The 24,725-nt window shown below is 70.2% G+C and carries 23 protein-coding genes; 11 read left to right on the plus strand and 12 right to left on the minus strand.

Annotated elements, in window-relative coordinates; genetic code table 11:
• Nucleotides 1–144 precede the first annotated feature (144 nt).
• Nucleotides 145–783: a molybdopterin-dependent oxidoreductase gene (locus tag ADX84_RS00115; RefSeq protein WP_199776437.1), complete on the plus strand. Its 639-nt coding sequence runs from the start codon at nt 145–147 to the stop codon at nt 781–783.
• Between the two features lie 22 nt (nt 784–805).
• Here the strand turns inward: ADX84_RS00115 and macS are convergent, their stop codons facing one another.
• From macS to ADX84_RS00130, 3 genes are all read right to left on the minus strand, one after another.
• Entirely contained in the window at nt 806–1,885 is a 1,080-nt protein-coding gene (macS, locus tag ADX84_RS00120) for a MacS family sensor histidine kinase (RefSeq protein ID WP_082206219.1), read from the minus strand.
• Nucleotides 1,886–1,957: 72 nt separating this feature from the next.
• Nucleotides 1,958–2,872 (minus strand): hypothetical protein, encoded by a 915-nt coding sequence (locus ADX84_RS00125; RefSeq protein ID WP_049565540.1) that lies wholly within the window; start codon nt 2,870–2,872, stop codon nt 1,958–1,960.
• Nucleotides 2,869–3,666 (minus strand): carboxylesterase, encoded by a 798-nt coding sequence (locus ADX84_RS00130; protein ID WP_049565543.1) that lies wholly within the window; start codon nt 3,664–3,666, stop codon nt 2,869–2,871. Before ADX84_RS00130 ends, ADX84_RS00125 begins: the two co-directional genes overlap by 4 nt.
• 416 nt (nt 3,667–4,082) lie before the next feature.
• Here ADX84_RS00130 and ADX84_RS00135 point away from each other — a divergent pair, with 416 nt between their 5' ends.
• Nucleotides 4,083–4,946, plus strand: coding sequence for a 1-acyl-sn-glycerol-3-phosphate acyltransferase (locus tag ADX84_RS00135; RefSeq protein WP_049565546.1), 864 nt, complete (start codon nt 4,083–4,085; stop codon nt 4,944–4,946).
• Between the two features lie 93 nt (nt 4,947–5,039).
• On the opposite strand, the gene ADX84_RS00140 is transcribed toward ADX84_RS00135, so the two are convergent.
• Complete coding sequence (locus ADX84_RS00140; protein WP_049565549.1) at nt 5,040–5,987, minus strand: ROK family glucokinase; 948 nt, start codon at nt 5,985–5,987, stop codon at nt 5,040–5,042.
• Between the two features lie 145 nt (nt 5,988–6,132).
• On the minus strand, nt 6,133–6,651 hold the full coding sequence (locus ADX84_RS00145; RefSeq protein WP_049565552.1) for a hypothetical protein: 519 nt from the start codon (nt 6,649–6,651) through the stop codon (nt 6,133–6,135).
• A gap of 570 nt (nt 6,652–7,221) precedes the next feature.
• Between ADX84_RS00145 and ADX84_RS00150 the strand changes: the two genes are divergently transcribed.
• On the plus strand, nt 7,222–9,030 hold the full coding sequence (locus ADX84_RS00150; RefSeq protein WP_049565557.1) for a long-chain fatty acid--CoA ligase: 1,809 nt from the start codon (nt 7,222–7,224) through the stop codon (nt 9,028–9,030).
• A 229-nt stretch (nt 9,031–9,259) separates the two neighbouring features.
• Here ADX84_RS00150 and ADX84_RS00155 read toward each other — a convergent pair whose 3' ends face one another.
• The 4 genes from ADX84_RS00155 to ADX84_RS00170 form a co-directional block, all read right to left on the minus strand.
• Complete coding sequence (locus ADX84_RS00155) at nt 9,260–10,912, minus strand: cytochrome bc complex cytochrome b subunit (protein WP_049565559.1); 1,653 nt, start codon at nt 10,910–10,912, stop codon at nt 9,260–9,262.
• Between the two features lie 3 nt (nt 10,913–10,915).
• Nucleotides 10,916–12,046, minus strand: a complete 1,131-nt coding sequence (locus ADX84_RS00160) for a ubiquinol-cytochrome c reductase iron-sulfur subunit (protein WP_049565562.1) — start codon at nt 12,044–12,046, stop codon at nt 10,916–10,918.
• Nucleotides 12,039–12,881, minus strand: coding sequence for a cytochrome c (locus tag ADX84_RS00165; protein WP_234003808.1), 843 nt, complete (start codon nt 12,879–12,881; stop codon nt 12,039–12,041). Before ADX84_RS00165 ends, ADX84_RS00160 begins: the two co-directional genes overlap by 8 nt.
• Before the next feature lie 95 nt (nt 12,882–12,976).
• Nucleotides 12,977–13,552 carry a heme-copper oxidase subunit III gene (locus ADX84_RS00170; RefSeq protein WP_369801034.1) on the minus strand — a complete coding sequence of 192 codons (576 nt, stop codon included), beginning with the start codon at nt 13,550–13,552 and terminating at the stop codon, nt 12,977–12,979.
• 536 nt (nt 13,553–14,088) lie between these two features.
• Between ADX84_RS00170 and ADX84_RS00175 the strand changes: the two genes are divergently transcribed.
• From ADX84_RS00175 to trpD, 3 genes are read left to right on the plus strand one after another with little or no spacing between them, the layout of a single operon-like run.
• A complete protein-coding gene (locus ADX84_RS00175; protein WP_049565566.1) occupies nt 14,089–14,526 on the plus strand; it encodes a hypothetical protein in 438 nt (145 codons plus the stop codon).
• 18 nt (nt 14,527–14,544) lie between these two features.
• Nucleotides 14,545–14,676 carry a hypothetical protein gene (locus tag ADX84_RS26925; protein WP_255352538.1) on the plus strand — a complete coding sequence of 44 codons (132 nt, stop codon included), beginning with the start codon at nt 14,545–14,547 and terminating at the stop codon, nt 14,674–14,676.
• Between the two features lie 60 nt (nt 14,677–14,736).
• Nucleotides 14,737–15,828 (plus strand): anthranilate phosphoribosyltransferase, encoded by a 1,092-nt coding sequence (gene trpD / locus ADX84_RS00180; RefSeq protein ID WP_049565569.1) that lies wholly within the window; start codon nt 14,737–14,739, stop codon nt 15,826–15,828.
• A 55-nt stretch (nt 15,829–15,883) separates the two neighbouring features.
• On the opposite strand, the gene ADX84_RS00185 is transcribed toward trpD, so the two are convergent.
• Genes ADX84_RS00185 through ADX84_RS00195 form a run of 3 tightly spaced genes read right to left on the minus strand, consistent with a single transcriptional unit; the run spans nt 15,884 to nt 18,728 of the window.
• Nucleotides 15,884–16,159, minus strand: a complete 276-nt coding sequence (locus ADX84_RS00185) for an Lrp/AsnC family transcriptional regulator (protein ID WP_017546524.1) — start codon at nt 16,157–16,159, stop codon at nt 15,884–15,886.
• Nucleotides 16,160–16,207: 48 nt separating this feature from the next.
• Nucleotides 16,208–16,972: a rhomboid family intramembrane serine protease gene (locus tag ADX84_RS00190; protein ID WP_049565572.1), complete on the minus strand. Its 765-nt coding sequence runs from the start codon at nt 16,970–16,972 to the stop codon at nt 16,208–16,210.
• On the minus strand, nt 16,950–18,728 hold the full coding sequence (locus ADX84_RS00195; protein ID WP_049565575.1) for a DEDD exonuclease domain-containing protein: 1,779 nt from the start codon (nt 18,726–18,728) through the stop codon (nt 16,950–16,952). The genes ADX84_RS00190 and ADX84_RS00195 overlap by 23 nt, the downstream gene beginning before the upstream one ends.
• Nucleotides 18,729–18,859: 131 nt before the next feature.
• Between ADX84_RS00195 and ADX84_RS00200 the strand changes: the two genes are divergently transcribed.
• From ADX84_RS00200 to ADX84_RS00220, 5 genes are all read left to right on the plus strand, one after another.
• Nucleotides 18,860–19,141: a hypothetical protein gene (locus ADX84_RS00200; protein ID WP_017546521.1), complete on the plus strand. Its 282-nt coding sequence runs from the start codon at nt 18,860–18,862 to the stop codon at nt 19,139–19,141.
• A complete protein-coding gene (locus ADX84_RS00205; protein ID WP_049565578.1) occupies nt 19,138–20,547 on the plus strand; it encodes an NYN domain-containing protein in 1,410 nt (469 codons plus the stop codon). The genes ADX84_RS00200 and ADX84_RS00205 overlap by 4 nt, the downstream gene beginning before the upstream one ends.
• 368 nt (nt 20,548–20,915) lie before the next feature.
• Nucleotides 20,916–21,911: a C40 family peptidase gene (locus ADX84_RS00210; protein WP_082206222.1), complete on the plus strand. Its 996-nt coding sequence runs from the start codon at nt 20,916–20,918 to the stop codon at nt 21,909–21,911.
• Nucleotides 21,912–22,259: 348 nt separating this feature from the next.
• Nucleotides 22,260–23,306: a C40 family peptidase gene (locus ADX84_RS00215; protein WP_049565595.1), complete on the plus strand. Its 1,047-nt coding sequence runs from the start codon at nt 22,260–22,262 to the stop codon at nt 23,304–23,306.
• 101 nt (nt 23,307–23,407) lie between these two features.
• Complete coding sequence (locus ADX84_RS00220) at nt 23,408–24,553, plus strand: glycosyltransferase family 4 protein (RefSeq protein WP_049565598.1); 1,146 nt, start codon at nt 23,408–23,410, stop codon at nt 24,551–24,553.
• Nucleotides 24,554–24,725 lie beyond the last annotated feature (172 nt).

Raw genomic sequence — 24,725 nt, forward strand, 5'->3', positions numbered from 1 at the left:
AAGGTGAGCGCTCCCCCACACAACCGGGGGGAGTGACGTGGCTCTCGCCGACGCCTGGCAGGATGACAGGACGCCGTCGTCCACCCCTGCGCGGGGGGACGTACCAGGGCCCGCGGGGCCGCATCGAAGGGACGGGAGGACGGGTTGTCCGAGGGCGAGGAGGCCGGGGGCACGGGCGCGGAGCATCGACCGCGACTGCCGCCGGGCCAGGCGGTGCGCCACGAGCACAGGCCCCTGCACTACGGCCGGGTGCCCACCTTCCGACCGGAGCGGTGGGACTTCCGCGTGTTCGGCGCGACCGAGTCCCTGGGCACCTACCGGTGGACCTGGAAGGAGTTCGGCGGCCTGCCCCGCACGGACGTGGTCCGCGACTTCCACTGCGTGATGCGGTTCACCGTGCCCGAGGTTCCCTGGGGCGGACTCCTGGCCACCGACCTCGTCCGGCTGGCCCCGCCGTCACCGGAGGTCACGCACGTGATGGCGTGGGGCGAGTACGGCTACAGCGCCAACCTGCGGGTGGACGACTTCCTTGACGACGGGGTGCTGCTCGCCACGCACCGCGACGGCGTGGCGCTGGCCCCCGAACACGGGTTCCCCGTGCGCCTGGTGGTGCCGCACCTGTACGGGTGGAAGAGCGTGAAGTGGCTGCGGTCCGTGGAGTACATGGTGGGTGACCGCCGCGGGTTCTGGGAGGAGCGCGGCTACCACAACAGGGCCGACCCCTGGAACGAGGAACGCTTCTCCCACCAGGAGGAACCCGGGGACGGGCCGCCGCTCCGCTGACGCCGCGCCCGCCCCCGGGGGTTCAGTCGCGGGGGACGGACATCTCGATCTCGGTGCCCTCACCGGGCTCCGAGTACAGCTCGGTGGTGCCGCCCAGATCGCGGACCCGGCCGACGACCGACTGGGCGACCCCGAGGCGGCCGTCCGCGCGGGCCCGCTCCAGACGCCCGGGCTCGATGCCGGGGCCGTCGTCGCGCACGGTCACGGTGACCGCGTGCCCCTCGTCCTCCAGCAGGACCCACACCCGGGTCCCGGGCGGGCAGTGCCGTTCCACGTTGTCCAGCGCGGCGGCCACGGCGGCGGCGAGTTCGGCCGCGGTGTTCCCCGGCAGGAGCACCGGGGTGGCCGGGGCCGACACCGAGACCCGCACGGACTCCAGGCGGCGCAGCGCCTCCCTGAGGTCCGCCGGGGAGTCCGGGGCCGCCTCGGCCCCGGGCTCGGTCGGCACCGACGCCGCCGCGTCCAGTCCGTCGGTGAGCAGGGACCGCAGCCGCACCTCCTGCTCACCGGCCATCCGGCCCAGTTCGGCGGCCTGGCCGCCGATCTCGTCGCCTCGACGGCGCACCAGGGCCAGGACCTGGAGGACCGAGTCGTGGATGGAACGGGCGAGCTGCTCGCGTTCGCGGATGCGCGCCTCCAGGGTCACCGCCTGGGCGAAGCGCCGCTCGGCCTGCTCGGCGACCCGTGCCATGTAGCCCACGGCCAGGCAGGCCAGCAGGAGCAGTGCCACCCCGCGCACGGTGGCGGCGGTGATCTTGGCGTCCATCAGCACACGCAGGGTGATGTCGGCGAAGCCGTAGGCCAGGGCGACCGTGGCCGCGCCTCGGCGACCCCAGATGACGCTGGCCGACAGCGCGGCCCCGGCGAACCAGTAGGAGCTCAGCGGGGGCGCCTGGGTGAGGTAGTGGGGCATGGCCGCCAGACCGGTGGCGAACATGCAGCCGAAGGCCACGGCGAGGTCGGCGACCAGCAGGCGCGACGTCCGCCAGGCCGGGTGGGCATAGGCGTAGGTCGTCACCACGGTCCAGCAGGCCATGACGACCAGCACCGCCCACGCGAGCCAGGGCCTGGTCAGGTACTCGTGGTGCTGGGCGAGCGGCACCAGGGCGTAGACCAGGGCGACGGCGCGGAAGAGGGCGAAGGCGCGCCAGAGGGGGACGTCGAAGCCCAGGGGTCAGACCACCGCCCCGTTGTCGGGACCGTTGTCACCGGGCGGCCTGGAGTCGGTCATGCGCAGGATGAGCACGACGAAGCTGGTCAGGAAGGCCGCGACGGCCAGGAACATGACCCAGTTGGGTAGCGCGATACCCATGAAGGCAGCGCCGAACAGCAGCACCGGACCACCCAGGAGTCCGAACCAGGCGGCGATGCCCACCCGGTCGCCCTGGAGCAGGGGCGGCGGGGGCGGGGGCTCGTAGTGGCCCTCCAGCTCCGCCTCGGCCCGGCGGCGGTCCTCCTCGCGGGACTCCTCGTCGTCCTCGCCCGAGTCCCTGGGCAGGTTGGCGAGAATGTCCCCGAGCCGCGTCTGGTGCTCGTCGGGGGCGCTGAGGTTCTCGACGTCGGGCCAGGCGACCCGGTCCCGCTGTTCGCTGGAACCCTCGGAGTCGTCGTAGAAGCGGGCGACCAGATCGTTCCAGACGTCGTCCTCGTCGTTGGCGCGCGCCCGGGAGGCCTCGGCTTCGGCGTTGGCCGGGGGGCCGTCCAGGAGGTCGCCGCCGACGGGTGCGTCGTTGCCCTCGTGCCCGGCGGAGGCCTCCTGGGCCTCCTCGCCCTCGGCCTCGGGTCTGACCTCGGCGCGCGGGGCCAGCAGGTCGGGCCCGGCTCCGTTCTCGCTCAGGTCGGGCAGTTCGGAGCCGAGCACCCGTTCCGCGGCGCCGCGTTCCTCGGCGTCGACGTAGAGGTGGTCGGTGGGTGGGTCCTCGACCTGGCCGCCGGTCGGCTCCAGGACGTCCTCCGCCAAGGGGACCGCGTAGGCGGCGATCCCGCTGCGCCGGAGCGCCTCCAGCATGAGGTCCGCGTGGGAGGGCGCGAGAAGGATCAGCGGAACGTAGGCGTCGGCGAGCAGGCCGTTGCCCCGACGTTGCGTCATCGGTCGGTTCCTTCCCCGCTTCTACTGCGCTCGCGCACGAACGCGAGGCTTCCTTCGAAGATGGTGGCGGCGTCGTGGTCGAGAGTCGCGACGTGGTAACTGTCGTGGAGCAGGTGGATCGTCAGCCGGGTGTTGACCGCCCTCTTAGCGAGGATACGCAGACTGTCCGGTCCGACGACGTGGTCCTGGGGGCTCCGGTAGGCCAGAACAGGCGCCCGCAAACCGGACATGCCGTCCTGAACCGCGCGCCACAGCTTCGGGAGTGTCGCGGCGGCCGCGGTGGGCACCCGGTCGTACCCGCCCTCGGTGGCGGTCTCCAGCGCGACGTCGCTGGACAGGCCCGGAGTGGAGGGCATCAGGCGGGCGGCGAGGTGGCGGATCGGGGCGATGATCGGGAGCCTGTGGTCCTCCACGGTCAGGGAGGGGTTGACCACGACCACCCCCCGGACGATGTCGGGGTGTTCCTGGGCCAGGCGCAGGGTGAGCGCGCCACCCATGGACAGGCCCATGACGTAGACCTCGTCGCATCTGTGCGCGAGGTCGAGCAGGGCCGCCTCCACCTCCGCGTACCAGTCGTCGCTGGTGGTGGTGGCCATGTCCTGCCAGGTGGTGCCGTGCCCGGGCAGGCGCGGGAGTTCCACCGTGAGTCCCGCCCGCGCCAGGTACTCGGCCCAGGGGCGCATCGAGTACGGCGACCCGGTGAACCCGTGGCAGAGCAGGACTCCGACGCCCGAACCCGTGTGGCTGTAGGGGTCCGCCCCCGGGATGAGGGGGATGGCGCTGGTCGGTCTCACAGATCTGCTCCCGGGATCGTTCGGCGGGGAACCGGTCGGGACGGCGGCCCCAGCCGTGAGGCTAGTCGCTCGGGTGAGCGTTTGTCATCGAGTGAACGGTAGCGTTCTCCTGCCCGAACCCCGGGAGCGCCCGGCGTGTTCCCGGGTGTCCCGGGGTGGACCTGCCGCGAGACCCCCACCGGTCGTGAGTATCCTCGACAGTGCCCCGCGGCGCGTTCTGCTCCTGACCCGCGAAGAACGGTATGGGTCCGTTCTGGACGCTTTTGGTGGAGACCCGCACGTGGTGGGAAGATGGCGCTCGTCAGCCTCCCCGTGTCCGCGGTGGGGGCCTTCCGGACAATGTCAGCCGAGCGGGACAGTGAGACGTGGCAGGCCCTGCCCAGTGCTCCCCGCGTGTGCAGGGGTGATCTGAAGCGATGTTCTACTGGGTGGTCAAAGCGATCCTGGGGCCGGTTCTGGCCGTGTTGTGGCAACCCCGCGCGGAGGGCGTGGAGAACGTGCCGCGGCGCGGTCCGGCCATCATGGTCAGCAACCACCTGTCGTTCTCCGACCACTTCTTCGGTCCGCTGCCGCTCCCGCGCAGGATCACCTTCCTCGCGAAGTCCGAGTACTTCACCGGCACCGGCGTGAAGGGATTCGTCAGCCGGGCGTTCTTCACCGGTGTCGGGCAGATCCCGATCGACCGTTCCGGCGGCAAGGCGAGTGAGGCGGCCCTGCGCACCGGCCTGCGCGTGCTCAAGCGCGGGGAGCTGCTCGGCATCTACCCCGAGGGCACCCGCTCCCCCGACGGGAAGCTGTACCGGGGTCGCACCGGTGTGGCCCGTCTGGCCCTGGAGGCGAAGGCCCCGGTCGTGCCGATGGCGATGATCAACCTGGAGAAGATCATGCCTCCCGGCCGCACCGTTCCCAAGCTGGGTGTGCGCCCCAAGGTGGTCTTCGGCAAGCCGCTCGACTTCTCCCGCTACCACGGGATGGAGAAGGACCAGCGGGTCCTGCGGGCGATCACCGACGAGATCATGTACGCGCTCATGGAACTCTCCGGCCAGGAGTACGTGGACCGTTACGCGCAGGCGGTCAAGGCCGAGATCGAGGCCGAGGAGAAGGAGGCCCGGCGCGAGCAGCAGGCCAGTGCCAAGGACGAGCGCCGGACCCGCCGCGCCGAGCGCCGGACCGACCGCAAGGCCCGCAAGGAGGCCGCTCGCGAGGAGAAGCGCGCCCGGAAGGCCGCGGAGCGGGCCGACGCCGAGCAGGCCGAGGGGAAGCGGGACGACGACGCGTAGCGTCGCACCGCACAGGACACGAGGGGGCGGTCACCGGGATTCCCGGTGACCGCCCCCTTCACGTCGGCTGGGCTCGGTGCTCGACGCGGTCGCTCAGTGCCGGGCGAGGTCGCCCGCGCCGACGATGCCCGCCTCGCCGCCGAGCTCGGCGACGCGCACCTCGGCCAGACGGCGGTCGGGACGTCCGGAGACGTGCCGCGCGAACGAGGAGCGCACCGGGTCGAGGATGATGTCCCCCGCGTCGGAGACCCCGCCACCGAGCACGAAGCACTCGGGGTCCAGGATCGCGGCGAGGTCGGCCAGGCCGAGCCCGGCCCAGTCCCCCACGATCCGGAAGCACTCCAGCGCGGCCGGGTCGCCCTCCATCGCGGCGCGGGTGATGACCTCGCCCTCGATCCGCTCCACGTGGCCGTCCGCGAGCTTGAGCATGCGCTCGCCCCTCTCGGGGTCCGTGCGGGCCAGGTCCTGTCCCTCGGCCACCAGCGCGCGGCCACTGGCGTACTGCTCCCAGCAGCCGTGGTTCCCACAGGCGCAGCGGCGGCCGTGCGGGACCATCCGGTAGTGGCCGACCTCGGCGGCGACGCCGTGGCGGCCCCGGTGCAGGGCGCCGCCGAGGACGAGGCCGCCACCGATCCCCGTGCCAAGGGTCACGCAGACGATGTGGTCGCTGCCGCGCCCCGCTCCGAACCGGGCCTCGGCCCAGGCTGCGGCGTTGGCGTCGTTCTCGATGACCACGGGGAGGTCGACGTGCCGCTGCACGCGTTCCTTGAGGGGTTCGTCGTGCAGACCGAGGTTGACGGCGATCTGGACGGTGGCGCGGTCCTCGTCCACGAACCCGGCCACGCCCACGCCCACCGCGCTGACCCCGCGTTCGGGTCGGCGCTCGCGGAGCTCCCGTACGGCCCGGCCCACGACCTCGGCCAGGGCGCGCGGGTCGTTGGCCGGGGTGGGGTACTTGACCTTGTCCAGGATCTGCCCGTCGTGGTCGACGACGCCGGCGGCGACCTTGGTTCCGCCAATGTCTACGCCAATGGTCAGCATGGGGGCAGCTCCTTCTACTTACGCCCGAACTCTGACATAAGTCTCAAGGTTCATGGCAGATGGTTTTCAAATGGTGTAAACCATTCGATTAAACCAGGCTCGGGCGGCGGGGCACACCCCGAGAGCGACCACTGTCCTCTTTGCCCTAATCCCCCGCTGTGACCTGCGGATCCGCACCTCCCTTGGCCTGCCCACCAGGCCGGGAATTCCCCTCCGGACCCTCCGGCGAGTCACGGCGGGCACGCGCGTCCCGCTCGCGGTCCTCGCGATCACGATCCTCCTGCTCCTCGCGCGCCCGGGCGGCCTCCTCCCGCCCCTGCTCGAAGGAGCGCTCCACGACCCCCCAGGTGCGCCCCACGGCGTCCGCGAAGGACAGACCGGCCCGCCCGAGGTGCCCGGCGACCTCCGGCGCGCTCCTGCGCACGATCTCGACGAACTCCTCCAGCGGGGGGCGCTGCTCCTGCGTCTCCACACGGATCGCCTCCTCCCACACATCACCCTTGGCAGGGGGGTTGGTGACGGCGCTGACGCCGCGTTTGACCCCGGCGACCAGGAGCCTGCGCTGGAGGGTGTCGACCAGGCGCAGCGCGTCGTCGACGAGGTCGGGGTTGTCGGGACGTCCGCCGCCCGACCGCTCCGAGCGCCCGGTGTTGTTGTCGGTCATGTCCGTGAGCCTCCTGTAGGTGCGTCTGGCATCACGTTAACCGCCCCGACCCGGCGCCGACAGGCACGGCCGGGGAGGTTCAGGGAAGAGCCAGGGACCCCCGAGGGCCTGACCGGGGATGACCCCGGGGGTCCGTCACGTTACGGAGACCGGGAGGAGGGACCGCGCCCTGGGAACGGCGCCTGAAACGGACACCCGTCCGCTTTAGGCGGAAACGACGCGAACCTCACTGGATGTGCACGAAGAACGCGGCGCGCGATAGTCTCGGCTCCGCGCGAGCAGCAACCGGGATCACCCGCTTGACCTGCGCGTTCCCGGACGGACCGACAGGGGGCGACCCGCTCCCCGGCGGCCACGACCACGCCGACAACATCACAGGAGAAGGCCGACCCGACCACGTGCGACCGCCGGCGGACACACGACGAGCAGCGTGTTCGCCCCGCGAGACGCGTCGGGCCAGGATCACCGTTGGATACCGAACGGCAACCTGTTCTACTCACGAGTAGGATGGTGTTGTTACGGTCGTCACGTCCCCACCACCCAGAACCCGTACACGTCCAGGAGCATCACGTGCGCGAATACAGCTCTCCCGCGAAGGCTGAGATCTCCGATGACGCGCGGCTGACCGACACGCTCTTTGCGCGCGCGGCCAGCGAGCCGAACGCCGTCGCCGCCCGCCGTCAGGAGGAGGCCGGGGCCGGCCAGTGGCGCGACGTGACCGTCGAGCAGCTGCACGGCGACATCGTCGGATACGCCAAGGCCCTGATCCACGCGGGCATCGGGCAGGGCGACCGCGTCGCCCTCATGTCGCGTACCCGCTACGAGTGGACCGCGGTCGACTACGCGGTCTGGTCGGTCGGCGCCGTCACCGTACCCATCTACGAGACCTCCTCCGCCGAGCAGATCGAGTGGATCCTCTCCGACTCCGGCGCCAAGGCCGCGTTCGTGGAGACCGAGGACCACGCCAAGCGCGTCGAGGGCATCCGGGCCACCACCCCCGAGCTGGCCCACCTGTGGCGGTTCGACGGCGACGACCTCACGACCCTCACCGCCACCGGTACCGACGTCTCCGACGAGGACCTCGAGACCCGCCGCACCGCGGTGGGCGCCGACGACCTCGCCACCCTCATCTACACCTCCGGCACCACCGGCCGCCCCAAGGGTTGCGAGCTCACCCACCGCAACTTCCTCTTCATCGCCCGCTCCGCGCTCGAGGGCCCGGCCAAGCCGATCATCCTGGACCACGAGGGCGTTCCCTCCACTCTGCTCTTCCTCCCCCTGGCGCACGTCTTCGCGCGCTTCGTCCAGGTCATGGTCATCGAGGGCAAGGCCGTGCTGGGCCACTACCCCAGCACCGGCCCGGACCTGATCGACCAGTTCTCGGTCTTCAGGCCCACGTTCCTCCTCGCGGTCCCCCGCGTCTTCGAGAAGGTCTTCACCAAGGCCCAGCAGAAGGCCGAGGGCGAGGGCAAGGGCAAGATCTTCAACGCCGCCGCCGACACCGCCATCGAGTACAGCAAGGCGCTGGCCACGGGGAACGTGCCCTTCACCCTCAAGCTCAAGCACGGTCTGTTCAAGAAGCTGGTCTACGGGAAGATCACCGCCCGCCTCGGCGGCGAGGCCAACTACGCGGTCTCCGGCGGCTCCGCCCTCGGCGACCGTCTCGGGCACTTCTTCCGCGGCGTCGGCCTGACCATCGTCGAGGGCTACGGCCTCACCGAGACCACCGCCCCGACCTCGGTCAACAGCCCCGGCTTCAACAAGATCGGGACCGTCGGCCAGCCCATGCCCGGCACGACCGTGCGCATCGCGGACGACGGCGAGATCCTGCTCAAGGGCGACCACATCATGGTCGGCTACTGGCAGAACGAGAAGGCCACCAAGGAGGCGTACGAGGACGGCTTCTACCGCACCGGCGACCTCGGCTCCCTCGACGCGGACGGCTTCCTCAGCATCACCGGCCGCAAGAAGGAGATCATCGTGACGGCGGGCGGCAAGAACGTCGCCCCGGCCGTCCTGGAGGACCGCATCCGCTCCCACGCCCTGGTCAGCCAGTGCATGGTGGTCGGTGACAACCGCAAGTTCATCGCGGCCCTGGTCACGATCGACCCCGAGTCCTTCGAGCTGTGGAAGACCTCGAACAACAAGACGGGCGAGATCGCCGACCTGACCGGTGACGCCGACCTCATCGCGGCCATCCAGGGCGCCGTGGACGACGCCAACAACGCGGTCTCCAAGGCCGAGGGCATCAAGAAGTTCAGGATCCTGCCCAGCGACTTCACCGAGGAGGACGGCCAGATGACCGCCTCCCTGAAGGTCAAGCGCCACGTCGTCAGCAAGCAGTGGAGCAAGGAGATCGACGACATCTACGCGGGCTGAGCCCGACGCTCCCCATGACTGAGGGGGCCGACCGCCACGGGCGGTCGGCCCCCTTCTCCGTGCGCTGACGGCCCCGGAGCCCCGCGCCCACCCAAGGGTGTGCGCCCGGACCCGCGCGCCCCGTAGCGCACCTCTCAGCGACGCCAGGGGCCCCGGGCGCTCCTCCGGCGGACACACGACGGACCCGGCCGCGCGATGCGGCCGGGTCCGTCGTCACGACAGGTGGACCCTAGTGGCCCTTGTCGTCTCCATGAGAGGAGTGGTGCAGGTGGTGGCCGCTGTGGGCCTCCACGCCCTCGAAGGACACGTTGTCCTTCGTGTACCAGTGGGCGAGCGCACGGCGGAGCTTGCCCATGGGCTTGCGGGCCGCCGGGTTCTCCACACCGTTGTCGTCGGTCGCGTCCTCTTCCAGGGCGGTCGAGGTGATGACCGGCTTGCTCTCCAGCACGTGGGTGGTCTCGTCGGAGTTCTCCTTGTGAACCTCGATGAACTCACCGCTGGGCAGCTGCTGGACGATGCCGCTCTCGTAACCGTGCTCCAGGGTCTCCCGGTCACGGCGCTGGAGCCCCAGGCAGATCCGCTTGGCGACGATGTAGCCCACGATCGGACCGGCGATGACCAGAACACGGAAGATGTACGTGGTCAGGTACAGGTCGATCGAGAAGGTCTCCGACAGGATGTCGTTCGACCCCGCGAGCCAGAGCACACCGTAGAAGACGATGCCCGCGACACCCAGACCGGTACGGACCGGGGCGTTGCGAGGACGGTCCGCGACGTTGTGGGCCCGCTTGTCGCCGGTGATCCACTGCTCCACGAACGGCCAGGCGCCCAGGGCGCCGAAGATCAGGCCCGGCACCACCAGACCCGGCACCAGGACCGCGGTCATGATCGGGTAGCCGGCGCCGATCGGGATCGTGAAGTCCAGGGTGTTCGGGAAGATCCGCAGCGAACCCTCCATGAAGCCCATGTACCAGTCCGGCTGGAGACCGGAGGTGATGGACGTCGGAGTGAACGGACCGAACAGGTGGATCGGGTTGATCTGTACGAACGCGCTCAGACCGGCGATCACGGCGAACGTGAAGAAGAAGAACCCGCCCGCCTTGACCGCGAACGCCGGGAACATGGGTGTTCCCACCACGGTCTTGTCTGTTCGTCCCTGACCCGGATACTGCGTGTGCTTCTGGTGCCAGAGGATCATGAAGTGCGCGACGATGAGCCCCAGCAGCAGCGCGGGGATCAGCAGCACGTGCAACATGTACAGACGCGTGATGATGTCCTCGCCGGGGAACTCCCCGCCGAAGAGGAACATCGACACGTACGAGCCGACCAGCGGCAGCGCCAGCATCACGCCCTGGAGGATGCGGACACCCATACCCGAGGGCAGGTCGTCCGGCAGCGAGTAGCCGAAGAGGCCCTCGAGCATGGCCAGGGTGAAGATGGCGACGCCGATGAGCCAGTTGATCTCGCGCGGCTTGCGGAACGCCCCGGTGAAGAACACCCGGAGCGCGTGCACCACCAGCGAGGCCACGAAGATCAGCGCGGCCCAGTGGTGGATCTGCCGAACGAGGAACCCGCCACGGACGTCGAAGTCGATGTAGAGGGTCGAGGCGAACGCCTCACTCATGGGAACGCCCTGAAGGCGCTCGTAGGAGCCGTCGTAGACGACCTCGAGCATGCTCGGCTTGAACCACAGCGTGAGGAACACACCGCTGACGAGCAGGATGATGAACGAGTACAGCGCGATCTCGCCCAGCATGAACGACCAGTGGTTCGGGAAGACCTTGCGAAGGTTCTTCTCGCCGGTCTTGGCAAGGTGGAAGCGGTCGTCGATGAAGTTTCCGACGCCGCGCAGCGCCTTGGGAGCTTGCGTGGTCTTACTCATCGACTAGTCCTTCCTGTATTCCCAGAACGTCGGCCCGGTCGGCTCGTTGAAGTCGCCCTTGGCGATGAGGTAGCCCTCGTCGTCGACGCCGATCGGCAGCTGGGGCAGGGGACGGTGCGCGGGACCGAAGACCACCTTGGCGCCGTCCGAGGCGTCGAACGTCGACTGGTGGCACGGGCACAGAATCCGGTGCGTGGTGCGCTCGTAGAGCGCGGCGGGGCAACCGACGTGCGTGCAGATCTTCGAGTACGCCACGATGCCCTCGTGGGTCCAGTTGAGGCGGGTCTGGTCGCTGCCCTCGCGGACCGCGTCGTTCATCCCGCCCTTCCAGTCGTCCTCCGGCATCTTGATGAGCAGGATGACGGACTTGGCCTGGTCGGTGAGGCTGATCCCGTGCGGGTACCGGTCGTCGTCCAGGGCGGGGAGAGCGGAGATCATCCCGTACGGGTCGTTCTCCAGGTCCTCCGCCCTGATCTTGCGGTGGGTGCCCTCGACGTACATGTGCATGCCGTCGACCCACGGGGTCACCTTCATCTGCTCGCCCGGCAGAGGGCCGGTGTCGCGCAGCAGGACGATGGGCGCGATGCCCAGCGGGAGCATGGCCGCGATGAGCGTACGGCGCATGAGCGGCCGCTTGGTGAAGCCGCTCTCGTCCGCGCTCTTCATGAAGAAATCGCTGAACGAGCCCTTCTCCTCCGGGCTGGAGGGAAGCTCCTCGTACGGCGACGCCACCTCGTAGTGCGGCATCACGTTGCGCGCCCAGACCGTCATACCGGCACCGATACCGAACATGGCGATGGTGAGCGTTCCACCAAGCAGCGCGTTCGAGTACTGGCCGATCTGGGGGTCGGCGATCGCGGGCCCCGCAGCCGTGGGCGGGAACAGGAAGTACGAGACGATGAATCCCACACCGCCGAGGAAGGCGATGATGAACCACACCGAGGCGAGCTTCTCGCCGCGGACCTGCTTCTCCTCCGAGTGCTGGTGAGTCTCCGAGGCCAGGTACGGCCCGTTGTGCTCGCTCTCAGCCTTGGCGGAGGTCTCGGTCACCACGTCGGTGGTGTCCGTCGGGGTGCCGACGACGCGCTCATTGGCGTCGTCCCCCGTGTTGTTGTCGTTGTTGTTCTCAGTCATGGGCACGCTGCTTCGCGGTGATCCAGATCGCGCAGGCGATGATCAGGGAGAGACCGACGGTCCACCCGATGAAGCCCTCGGCGACCTGGCCGACTCGGTCCAGGTCGAAGATGCCACCGGCGTTCGGCTCCGCCTGGAGCGTCTTGACGTAGGAGATGAGTTCCTGCTTCTCCTCGGGGGTGACGACGCCGTCGCTGAACATCGGCATGGCGCCGGGTCCGCTGACCATGGCCTCGTAGATCTCACGCGGAGACGAGTCATGGATCTCGGGGGCCCAACGGCCGTCGGTGAGGGCGCCGCCGCCACCGGACCAGCTGTGGCAGTGCGCACAGTTGGTCAGGTAGAGCTTCATGCCCATGTCGGTGTTGCTGGCGCCCTCGATGTAGGCGTCGTACTCGGCCTCGTACTCGGAGAGGGCCTCTTCGTAGGCCTCCTCCTCGTCGAAGTCGGCACGCTGCGGACCGGCGTCGGGCACCTCGTAGGGCACGTCGGCTCCGGCACCGTTGGTCCTGATCTGCGCGTTGTAGTACGCGATCAGGTCCGCCAGATCCTGCTCGGACACGGCCATCGGCTTGCGCGGCATCTGGCTGTCCGGGTCCATCGACGGCATACGACCGGTGCTGACCTGGAAGTCGAGGGCGGCGGGGCCGACCTCGCGCAGGTCGGGACCGTTCAGGTCGGAACCCGAACCGTCCAGTCCGTGGCAGGAGGCACAGGTCTGGTCGAAGATGGTCTTGCCCTGGGCGATGTCCACGTCGTCCGCGGACGGCGCCTCAGCGGCAAGGGTCTGCGCCTGCGCCTGGTCCGAGGTGGGGGCCAGTCCGGCGTACCCCACCCCGAACAGGGCTAGCGCGAGGATGACGACGACATACCCCGCCAGGGGATGCCGTCGCCGCGCGGTAATCCATTTCACGGTTTCCCCGTTTCGGGTTACTGGATGAAGTAGATGGTTACGAACAAAGCGACCCAGACGACGTCGACGAAGTGCCAGTAGTAGGACACGACGATCGCACTGGTCGCCTGCTGGTGAGTGAAGCGCTTCGCGGCGTACGTGCGTCCCAGCATGATGAGGAACGCGATCAAACCACCGATGACGTGGAGTCCGTGGAAGCCCGTGGTCAGGTAGAACATCGACCCGTAGGCGCTCGACTGGAGAGTCAGGCCCTCGTGGACGATGAGCTCGTAGTACTCATACGCCTGTCCAAGGATGAAGAACAGGCCCATGAAGAACGTGATGAAGAACCACATGCGCAGCTTCTTGACGTCGCCGCGCTCAGCGGCCCAGACGCCGAACTGCGCGGTGAAGCTGGAGGCCACCAGGACAATGGTGATCGTGGAAGCCCACGGCACGTTGAGGTGGACGTCCGCCCACTCGCCGAGCTCGGGGTTCCCGTTGGTCACCGATCGGATGGTGAAGTACATCGCGAACAGCGCAGCGAAGAACATGAGTTCGTTGGCCAGCCACACGATGGTGCCAACACTCACCAGGTCAGGACGCTTTGCCACACCATGAGCTGATGCGGTTGCTGTTTTTGGGTTCGCGGTTGCTGTCGCCACGGGAGCATTATTACGGCTTCTCGCGCAGGTCCGTACTCGACCCCCCGTAAGCAGACGGATCGGTCCCGGTATCGACCGGTCTCGGGGGCCGGCACGGCGCTCCCACCGTGACTCGGGCGTTACTGTAGCCGCTCGTGCACCCGTTGTCCGCCTCCGACGCGCCCGCCAGCGCACGAAAGCGCGATCCGGCGCGGTTGAGGCGATCCGTACCCGGCCGGAAGGCGCTTCAACCTCTCCCAACCAACGCCAAGGTATCGAAACGATCACCGTTGGACAACGCCGCGCCCAGGGCGGGTTAGCGCGGTCCCGTGTGTCCCTGGCATCCTGTGGTGTCGAAGGTCTCAACTCCTTCACCGGTCCGTCGGCTCCCCCCGGTGCCGGACGGCCCCGAGGCAATACAGTCATAGGCGGAAAGAGCCAACGAACGCCACGGTCGCACCCCCCACGGCGGCGGCCGCGGTCAGACGCGATGGGACGGTTGCGCGATGGTGGTCAGCGGTACGGACACGGGTGCCAGGATGCGCGTGCTGGTCTACAGCGACAAGGCGGACACCCGTGAGCAGGTGCGGACGGCCATCGGCCGCCGCCCCGCCACCGATGTGCCCAAGGTCGAGTTCGTCGAGTGCGCGACGGCGCCCGGCGTCCTGCGCAAGCTGGAGTCCAAGGACCCGGCCGAGCGGATCGACGTGGCCATCTTCGACGGTGAGTCCGCGCCCACCGGTGGGATGGGCCTGTGCCGCCAGGTCAAGGACGAGATCTTCCGCTGCCCGCCGGTGCTCCTGCTGGTGGGTCGGCGCGACGACGGCTGGCTGGCGACCTGGTCGCAGGCCGACCAGGTGGTGAGCCACCCGATCGACCCGGTCGCGCTCGCCGAGTCGCTGGCCGAGCTCATGCGTCAACGCGTCGCGGCGCTCAGCGGCTGAGCCGTGGGGTGTGACGAGATGACCGACAGGATGAACGGTGACAGGGATCTGCGCCGTCGCGTCGTGGTGGGCGGAGCCCTCAACCACGGCGCCGACATCGGGCGATGGCGTCGCTCCGACCCGTCCCTCCCTGTCCACCGGAGCCGTTGAGGGGCGGGCCCGTGCGCCCGCCCCGGCTCCACCTGCCCGTTCTCCCAGGAGTCGAAGTAGATGAACGTCCCCGCCACACCCGAACAGGACCAGAGGGCCTCCGCCGTCGAGGAGCGGACCTGGTCCCACCTGATCACCGCCCTGCTGGGCGGGGTCACCCTCAGCAGCGCCGACACGGCGTGGGCGATGAACGAGATCATGTCGGGCTCGGCGACCGACGCGCAGATCGCGGGCTTCGCGATCGCCCTGCGCGCCAAGGGCGAGAGCGTGTCCGAGGTGACCGGACTGGCGCAGGGCATGCTCGACAACGCGATCCGGATCAGCGTCGACGGCCCCACCCTGGACATCGTCGGTACCGGCGGCGACCGGGCCCACACTGTGAACGTGTCCACCATGGCGGCGATCGTGGCCTCGGCCGCGGGGGCGCGTGTGGTCAAGCACGGCAACCGGGCGGCTTCCTCCTCCTGCGGCACGGCCGACGTTCTGGAGCGCCTCGGTGTGGTCCTGGACCTTCCGCCGGAGCTGACCGTGAGGGTGGCCCGGGAAGCGGGCGTCACCTTCTGCTTCGCCCCGCTGTTCCACCCCTCGCTGCGGTACGCGGCCAAGCCGCGCCGCGAACTGGCGGTCCCCACCGTGTTCAACTTCCTGGGGCCGTTGACCAATCCCGCCCAGCCGACCGCCTCGGCCATCGGGGTCTTCGACGAGCGCATGTGCGAGGTGATCGCCGGGGTGTTCGCGCGCCGGGGCTCCTCCGCGCTGGTGTTCCGGGGGGACGACGGCCTGGACGAGCTGACCACGGCCACCACGTCCACGGTCTGGGTGGTCGAGGACGGCCGGGCTCGCCGTGAGCGCCTGGACCCGGCCGACCTCGGTATCGAGCGCTCGGGGCCGGACGCCCTGCGCGGCGGCGACGTGGAGTTCAACGCCCAGGCCGTGCGGGACCTGGTCGCCGGACGTCCGGGGCCGGTGCGTGACGCCGTGCTGCTCAACGCCGGTGCCGCGCTGGCCGCCGTGGACGGTGTGGACGGCTCCCTGACCGACGCGGTACGCGCCGGGTACGCCCGGGCCGCGGAGGCGGTGGACAGCGGCGCGGCCGAGCGCCGGCTGGCCTCCTGGGTGGAGACCAGCCAGGGGCTGGCCAAGGCCCTGTAGGGCCCCGCCGGGGCCCGCCGGGCCCGCCCTTACGGCGGCGGTGCCCGACTGGGGCTTACCAGCCGATCGCGAAGGCCGACTCCAGGTCGTGCTTGGAGTAGGTCTGGAACGAGATGTGGGTGTCGGAGGAGATCACGCCGGGGACCTTGTTGACGTGGTTGGGGATCACGTCGGCGAGGTCCTCGTGGCGGCGCACCCGCACCATGGCGATGAGGTCGACCCCGCCGGTGACGGAGTAGACCTCGCTGACTCCCTCGATCTCGGCGATCGCCTCGGCGACCTCGGGGATGCGGTGGACGTCGGCCTTGATCATGACGATCGCGGTGATCACTGTGCCTCCTGGGCGGTTCTGTGCGGGGCGGCGCCGGGCCGGGGCGCGCTAGTGGGCGTCGGAGAGCCTGGTCCCCGAGCGCCAGCGCAGCCGGTGGACCACCAGCCCCGCGATCACCCCCGCGATGAACCCGTAGACGTGTGCCGCGTAGGCCACGTTGGTGCCAGCGCCAGGGGCGGTCGAGGATGTGACGTAGAGAAGATACTGAAGTGCGAAGTAGCTTCCCACCACGGCCCACCCGGGCAGACGCATCGGGATGACGCCGAACACCAGTGTGGTGACCCTGCTGCGGAACTGCACCACGAGGTAGGCGCCGAGGACCCCCGAGATCGCGCCGGAGGCGCCGACCATGGGAACGGTCCCGTCGGTGTCGACCAGGGCGAAGCCGAAGGCGGCCACGACCCCGGTGCCCAGGTAGAGGGCGAGGAAGCGGAGCTTGCCGATGCGGTCCTCGACGACCGGGCCGAACACGAACAGGTAGACCATGTTCCCGAGCAGGTGCATGGCGCCCGCGTGCAGGAACATCGAGCTGAACACGGAGAACCAGACGGACTTGCCCGTGATTCCCTCGCAGGTGGGGCTCAGCGGTCCGGCCAGGTCCACCCGGCCCAGCAGTTCGTCGGGGATGGCGCCCCAGCGCATGAAGTAGTCGTCGATCGCGCAGTAGCGCCCGACCGCGTCCGCCGGATACCAGACGGCGGTGGCCGACTGGGGCGAGACGAGGTAGACGAGGACGTTGACCGCGATCAGTCCGAAGGCGATGACGGGCGCGCGTCGGACGGGGTAGTCGTCATTGAGCGGAAGCGCGGCCATGCGCCCAGTGTGTCATCCCGGTGTGGGCTTCGGCGCTCCGCAACGGGCATGTCCACTCACCTTCCATCTCCACCAGGCGGGTCCCGGGGCGTTCGAGCCAGTCCAGGAGCAGTTCGGTCTCCCCCGCCGTGGCGTTGGGGACCGGACCGGACCCCGGCGGGACCCGCTCGGCGGTGGCGGTGAGGGACTGCAGGAAGGCGGTGGGATCGGTACCGGGCCGCAGGACGGCGCTGGCCGCCAGGCGGCCGTGGCGGACCACCGCGGTCTCCCAGCCGGTGGCTCCGGGGCCGGTCGCGACCAGGTGCGGGACGGCGGCGATCGCGCTGAGCCGCTGGGCGCGCCGTGCCCCGCGCAGGAAGGCGGTGAGGCGGTCGCGCAGGGCAGCCGCCTCCTCGTAGCGGAGTTCGGCCGAGAGCTCCCGGATGCGACCCGTGAGCGCGTCCACGACCACGGCGGGGTCGCCGGTCATCGCGGTGCGGGCGGCGTCGGCGTGCGCGGTGTAGTCGGTCAGCGACTCCGTGCCGTCGCAGGGGGCGCCGCAGCGTCCCAGCTGGGCGAGGACGCACGGTTTCACTCCGTTCGGGACCACCCGTGGTCGGGTGTCGCCCGCGCCGTGTTCACGTTCCTTCGGCACCTCGACGCTGAAGGTGTGCGTGCACTGGCGCAGCGGGAGGGCGTGCAGGATCGCTTCCCTGGCCTCCTCGGCTGCCCGGGGCGAGGGGTAGGGGCCGATGTAGGGGGCGCCGTCGTCCTTGATGACGCGGACCACGGACAGGCGCGGCAGCGCCCCGGGGGTGAGCGTGACCCAGGAGGCGCGCTCGGGGTTGCGGGAGCGGCGGTTGAACGGCGGTTTGCGCTCGGCGATGATGCGCAGCTCGCGGACCGAGGCCTCCAGCTCGGTGGTGCACACGATGGGGGTGACGCCCTCGACCAGGCCGGCCATCTCCCGGATGCGTCTTCGGGACTCGGCGGCGGTGAAGTAGGTGGCGACCCGGCGCCGCAGGTTGTTGCTCTTGCCGACGTAGAGGCTCTCGCCCCGGGCGTCGGTGAACACGTAGACGCCGGGGCGTTCGGGCAGGTCCTCGGCCAGGTGGCGGCGGGCCCGCTGGGCGCGGCTGGCGGGTTTGTTGACCGCCCGCAGCTCCTCCAGGCTGGTCACCCCCATGGGCGCGAGGCGGGTCAGGAGGCCGTTGAGCACGTCGACGGTCGCGCGGGCGTCGTCCAGGGCCCGGTGGTTGGGGGTGGTGGGGGCGCCGAAGTAGGCGATGAGGGTGCCCAGGCGGTGGTTGTGGACCTCGGGCCGGAGCAGGACCGCACGGGCCAGCCGCAGGGTGTCCACGACCGGGTAGCCGGGCCACTCGATGCCCTCGCGTTCGCAGGCGGCCTTGAGGAATCCGGTGTCGAAGGGCGCGTTGTGGGCCACCAGGACGGTGTCGGGTTCGGCGTCCAGGAAGGCCAGCAGGTCCGGCAGCGCCCGGGTGATGGGCGGGGCGGTGGCCACCATCGACTGGGTGATACCGGTCAGCAGGGTGATGTTGGCCGGGATGAGCATGCCGGGGTCGACCAGGGTCGTGAACTCGCCGGTCACCCGGCCGTCGCGGACCCTGACCGCGCCGATCTCGGTGATCCGGGACCGGGAGGCACTGGTGCCGGTGGTCTCCAGGTCAACGACGACGAAGGACACCCCGGCCAGCGGTGTGCCCAGGTCCCCGATGCTGGTTTGGACGCCCTGGGGCGCCACGGACTGTCGAACCACGCGGTCAGGTTAGTCGGGGCCCACGACCAAACACTTCCGGACTACGGTCAGGCGCGCCCGACATGGAAAGATGTGGGTGACGGGACGGCAGAGGCCGCCGCCCCGTGAAGAGGACGACGCAAGGAGGAACCGTGGGGATCGCGATGCCGGGTGACAGTGAGCGTTGGCGATGCACCGGGTGCGGGAACCTCACGCGGTTCGACGTGACCCGGACGGTCCGTTCGCAGGACTTCGTGCACCAGGAGTTGTCCGGTGTCGGAGCGGTCGAGGAGCGCACGGTGCTCTCCGAGACGGTCGAGCGGGTGAAGTGCCGCTGGTGCGGCGCCACCGACAGTGTGGAGATCGTCCCCCGCCCCGACGCTGACTCGTCGGTCTCCGACGCATCGGCGGAGAGCCCGACGGGTCGGGCATGAGCGCCCGCCCGGAGACGGGCGGCTCCGGTGGTGACGACGGCGACCGCACCCCCGGGGCGGTGAACCACGAGGAGAACGAGGAGTCGGTGCCCTCGGAGGAGGGCGGGGAGCGGCTGCGCCGTCCCCTGCCCGAGCCGGTGCGCGCCCGTGTCGTCGAGTACGGCTCCGACGTGCTCGGCGGGATGCGTTCCTCCGACCTGCCCCCGGTTCTGCGCCGGGTCGCCAAGTTCGAGCCCCGCCGCCGGGCGCGACTGGCCGGTCCGCAGATAGCCGCGCAGTTGGAGAACGACCACGGTTTCCGTGGCAAGGTCGCCGCCCGAGTGGAGCAGGTCTGGCCCGAGCTGGCCGAGGGCATGCGCGCGGGGGTCGTCCCGCCCGCCGCCGACCCGGTGGCGGTGGCGGCCAGCGCCTACCTCCTGCGTCCCAAGGGGTGGCCGGAGATCATCGAGGGCGTCCACGAGGAGCTGGAGCGTCAGACCAGCGCTCGGGAGGTGGACGAGGCCGCGGAGGCCCTCGACGACGTCCGGCGACGCCTGGAGGAGACGCAGCAGGGACACCAGGCGGAGCTGGAGCGCCTGCGCGGACAGATCGGCGAGCAGCGCACCGAGATCGCCGAACTGCGCCGCAAGGTGCACAACGAGCGCCAGCGCGCCAGGCGGGCGGTGGACGAGGCGGAGCGGGTGGTGTCGGAGACGACCGACCGGCGACACGAGAACGAGAGCCAGGTCAGTGCCCTGGAGGTGGAGAACCGCAGGTTGCGGTCCCGCCTCGCGGACGCTGAGGCCCAGGTGGAGAACGCCCGCCGCGCGGTGCGCACCGGCCGCAACGCCGACGAGGCCCGGCTGCGCGTGCTGCTGGACGTGCTGGTGGACGCCTCACACGGTCTGCGACGCGAGCTGGCGCTGCCCACGTCCCTGGACAGCCCGGCCGATCTGGTGGCGGAGGCCCAGGAGGAGCACCGCCGGGTGTCGCTGGGCGGCCTGCCCGACGACGCCCCCGGTCTGCTGGAGCGCCTGCTGACGGTTCCTCGGGTACACCTGCTGCTGGACGGCTACAACGTCACCAAGACCGGCTACGGGACCCTGCCGCTGGCTGACCAGCGCACGCGGCTGCTCTCGTCGCTGGAGGGGTTGGCGAGCCGGACCAAGGCGGAGATCACCTGTGTGTTCGACGGCGCCGACGTGGAGGCCCCACCGGTGACGCCCAGCCGCCGGGTGCGGGTGCTCTTCAGCGCGCCCGGGGAGATCGCCGACACGCTGATCGTGCGGCTGGTGCGGGCCGAACCGCCCGGCCGACCGATCGCGGTGGTCACCTCCGACAAGGAGATCGTCTCGGCGGTCAGGCGGGTGGGGGCGCGCGCGGTGCCGTCCACGGTCTTCCTGCGCCACCTGGAGTCGCACTCCTGAGCGCCCCCGGGTCCGGTGCGTGTCCTCGGCCGCGTCGTCTCGGCTGAGAGTCTCACCACGCGCGTGGGCGCGCCGGGCCCGTCGACCCTCCCCTCCCACCTGGTCGGTCCGCGCCTCGCGCGCCGGAAAGCACGGTGTCCGGGGCGGGGTCTCGCGGGTGCCGTGGTTGAGGCGCGCAGGCCGTTCCGCTAGGTTCTTCCAGGAACGTGAGTGCCCTGTCGGATAGAAGGCCGCCCTTGTGCCTCCCCAGGCCGACCGGGACCCGCACACTCTCGTGAGGCCCGTGCCCACACACGGGTTCCCCCCGATTTCCTTCCGTCTCCCAGCACCCCATGCGGACTTTTCTACCTCAAGGAGCGTGGACCGCCATGAAGAACTCCGGTGGTCGGCGTACGGCTCGCCGAATCGCTACGACCGGTCTCGGTGTGGTCGCCGCCGGTACCTTCATCGCCCCCGGCATCGCACACGCCGAGCCGACCCAGGACGAGGTCGAGGACCGGATCGAGGAGCTGAACCAAGAGGCTTCCACCGCGGTCGAGAACTTCAACCAGGCCGAAGAGGACTACGAGGCGGCCAAGGCCGCCTTCGACGAACTCGACGGCCAGGTCGGTGACGAGCAGGAGCGCTACGACGATCTGCGGGAGAAGGTCCAGCAGTTCGCCAGCGCCACCTACCAGGGCGGCGAGCTCAACTCCACCGCCAACGTCCTGACCTCCGACGGTCCCGAGGCGCTGCTGGAGCAGAACGCGGACCTCAACTACCTGTCGGACACCCAGCAGACCCAGCTGGACGACTTCGGCGAGTCCGCCGAGCGCCTGTTCGCGCTCAAGGACGAGGCGGAGAAGGCCCTCGAGGAGGCCGAGAAGGCCAAGGACGAGGCCGAGGAGGCCAAGGACGAGGTCGAGGAGGCCATCGAGGAGCAGCAGGAGATCCTGGCCCAGTTCCCCGACTCCGACGCCTCGGCCGAGGGCGGCGACGACAGCGGCGGGCAGAGCCACGGCGGCAGCGGCAACGCCTCGTCGGCCCTGGACTTCGCCTACGGGAAGGTCGGCCTCCCCTACGTGTGGGGCGGCACCGGGCCCAACGGCTACGACTGCTCCGGCCTGGTCCAGGCGTCCTGGCGCGCGGCCGGGGTGGACCTGCCCCGTACCACCTACGGGCAGGCCGACGTGGGTACCCGTATCTACGACATGAGCGCCGTCCAGCCGGGTGACATCCTGTTCTTCTTCGGCGACCTGGGACACAACGGTCTGTACGCGGGCAACGGGCAGATGGTCCACGCCCCGAGCAGCGGCCGCAACATCGAGGTCGTCGGCCTGGCCGCCTACTGGGGCGGTCAGTTCCAGTTCGCCGTGCGCCCCTGATCCTGCAGTCTCACCTGAGGCCGCCGTCCCGCACCGGGACGGCGGCCTCTCGCGTGGAGGGGATCGCTCCCTCCGCCAAGCGGCTTTTTGGGACAGGCACCCGGTTTTCGGACACTCCTCGTCTTCCAGCAGAATGTCACGAAACAGTTGAGAGCTTCCTGACGAATGCACTAGTGTTCATCGCCGAGCGCGGTTGCTCCTCATTCACCACCCCCCGGTGGTGACAGCCGCGCCCGGGTCGGGCACACCCCCACACCGTTTCGGCCACCCTCTCTGGCCCGAGGTTCCCCACCCGGTGCAGTCCCTTGTTCCCCGTATCGCCTGGGACAAGGGGAGAAAGGTGCTTCAGTGTCTGCATCCCGTGGCGAACGCCAACGCCGTACAGCGGTCATCGCCTCCCTCGCCATCGGAGCCTTCCTCCTCCCCGCCGCCGTGGCCCACGCCGAGCCCACGTCCGAGGAGGTCCAGGAGGAGATCGAACGCCTCGAAGAGGAGTTCATCGAGCTCAACGCGACCTACAACGAGGCCAAGGAGGCCCACGAGGCGGCCGAGGAGAAGCTCGAGGGCATCCTCGCCGACGTCGAGACCGCCGAGAAGAAGGTCGACTCGCTCAGCAGCGGCGTTCGCGCCCTGGCCAACACCACCTACACGGGCGTGGACCTGACCTCTCCCGCCCAGCTGATCGGGGCCACCGGTCCCGAGGAGGCCCTGGAGCACCAGGCGGACCTCACCTACCTCTCCGAGCAGCAGCACGAGAGCCTCTCCCAGTACATGGAGGAGCTCGAGCACCTGGAGGGCCTGCGCGGCGAGGCCGAGTCCACGGAGGAGGCCGCGGCCGACTCCCTGGAGGAGGCCGAGGAGGCCACCGAGGCTGCGGAGGAGGCGATCAGCGAGCAGGAGGAGATCCTCTCCGAGCTGACCGCCGAGGAACAGGCCGCCGCCACCGAGAACGTCAGCAGCGACGCCAGCGGGGGCAGCGAGAACAGCGGCGGCGGAGGGGGCGGTGGTGGTGGCGCCAACTACACCGGTCCGGCCACCGGCAACGCCCAGACCGTGCTGAACTTCGCCTACCAGCAGGTCGGCAAGCCCTACGTCTGGGGCGGCACCGGACCCAACGGCTACGACTGCTCCGGTCTCACCCAGGCCGCCTGGGGCCAGGCCGGCGTGAACCTGCCGCGCACCACCTACGACCAGATCAACGCGGGCCAGCGCGTCTCCTGGGAGAACATGCAGCCCGGTGACCTGATCTTCTTCTACGGGCCCAACCCGAGCCACGTCGGTCTGTACGCGGGTGACGGCGTGATGGTGCACGCCTCCACGTCCTCCCGACCCATCGGCACGGTCCAGCTGAGCGACTACTACCGCTCCAACTTCGTCGCGGCGGTCCGCCCCTAGGCAGCCGGACGACCCACGACCGAGGAACCAGCGAGAGGGTCCCTGGGAAACCACCGTTTCCCAGGGGCCCTCTCCGTGTCCGGGCGCCTAGACTCGCTCAGGTGTCGCGAACCCTGATCATCACCAACGACTTCCCTCCGCGCGCGGGCGGGATCGAGTCCTTCGTGCACGAGCTGGCCCGGCGCCGCCCCCCTGGGTCCGTGCTGGTCTACTGCTCCTCCCCCACGGCGGAGGACCACCGCGCCGACCCGTACTTCGACCTGCACCAGCCGTTCCCCATCGTGCGTGAGACCGGGCCGGTGCTGCTCCCCACGCCGGGGGTGGCACGGCGGGCCCGGGCCATCGCCGAAATGGAGGGGTGCGACTCCGTGCTCTACGGGGCCGCCGCTCCTCTGGGGCTCCTCGCCGCCGGTATGCGCTCGCGGGTGCGGCGCCAGGTGGCGCTCACCCACGGGCACGAGACCGGTTGGACGGTGGTCCCCGGGGCGAGTTCGGCGCTACGGCGGATCGGTGACGGCGTCGACACCGTCACCTACCTGGGCGAGTACACCCGTCGACGGTTGTCCCGCTCACTGTCCGCCCCCGCCACGGAACGGATGCGCCGCCTCGCCCCCGGGGTGGACACCGAGCGCTTCCGACCCGGTTCGGGCGGCGAGGAGGTCCGACGGGAGCTGGGTCTGGGCTCGCGTCCGGTGGTCGTGTGCGTCTCCCGGATGGTGGCCCGCAAGGGTCAGGACACCCTGCTCCGGGCCTGGCCGCGCGTGCTGGCCGACGTGCCCGACGCGGTCCTGCTGTTCGTCGGGGACGGCCCCCTCGCACCCCGGCTCCGCTCGGCCGCGCAGGGGACGGACTCGGTGCGCTTCACCGGACCGGTCCCCGCCGAACGGCTCCCCGCCCACTACGACGCCGGTGACGTCTTCGCCATGCCGTGCCGCACCCGGCGGGGCGGCCTGGACGTGGAGGGCCTCGGCATGGTCTACCTGGAGGCGTCCGCCACCGGGCTGCCGGTGGTCGCCGGGGCCTCGGGCGGCGCCCCGGACGCGGTCCTGGAGGGCGAGACCGGACACGTGGTCGACGGGTCGATGCCCGGTCCGACCGCCCGCGCGCTCATCCGACTCCTGAAGGACCCCGGCCGCGCCGCCCAGATGGGCGCACGCGGCCGGGAGTGGGTGACCGCAGAGTGGACCTGGGAGCGCACCCTCCGGCGCCTGGACGACCTTCTCAGGGGCGTGGAGCCGACGCCCTAGGGCGTGTATTTTGGATGCTTTCGCCGGTGGCGGCGGAGCCGCCATCGATGCGAGCGGCGTCCAGGCAATCTCTCGCAAGCCGTGGAGCGAAGGTCAGCCCGGGTTTGGCTGTCCGAGCTTCATCGGCGCGGCGAGAGGCAGCCTGGTGGTCGCGAGCGCGGAATGATCCAAA

This window comes from Nocardiopsis sp. SBT366 (assembly GCF_001083815.1).
GTDB lineage: Bacteria > Actinomycetota > Actinomycetes > Streptosporangiales > Streptosporangiaceae > Nocardiopsis > Nocardiopsis prasina.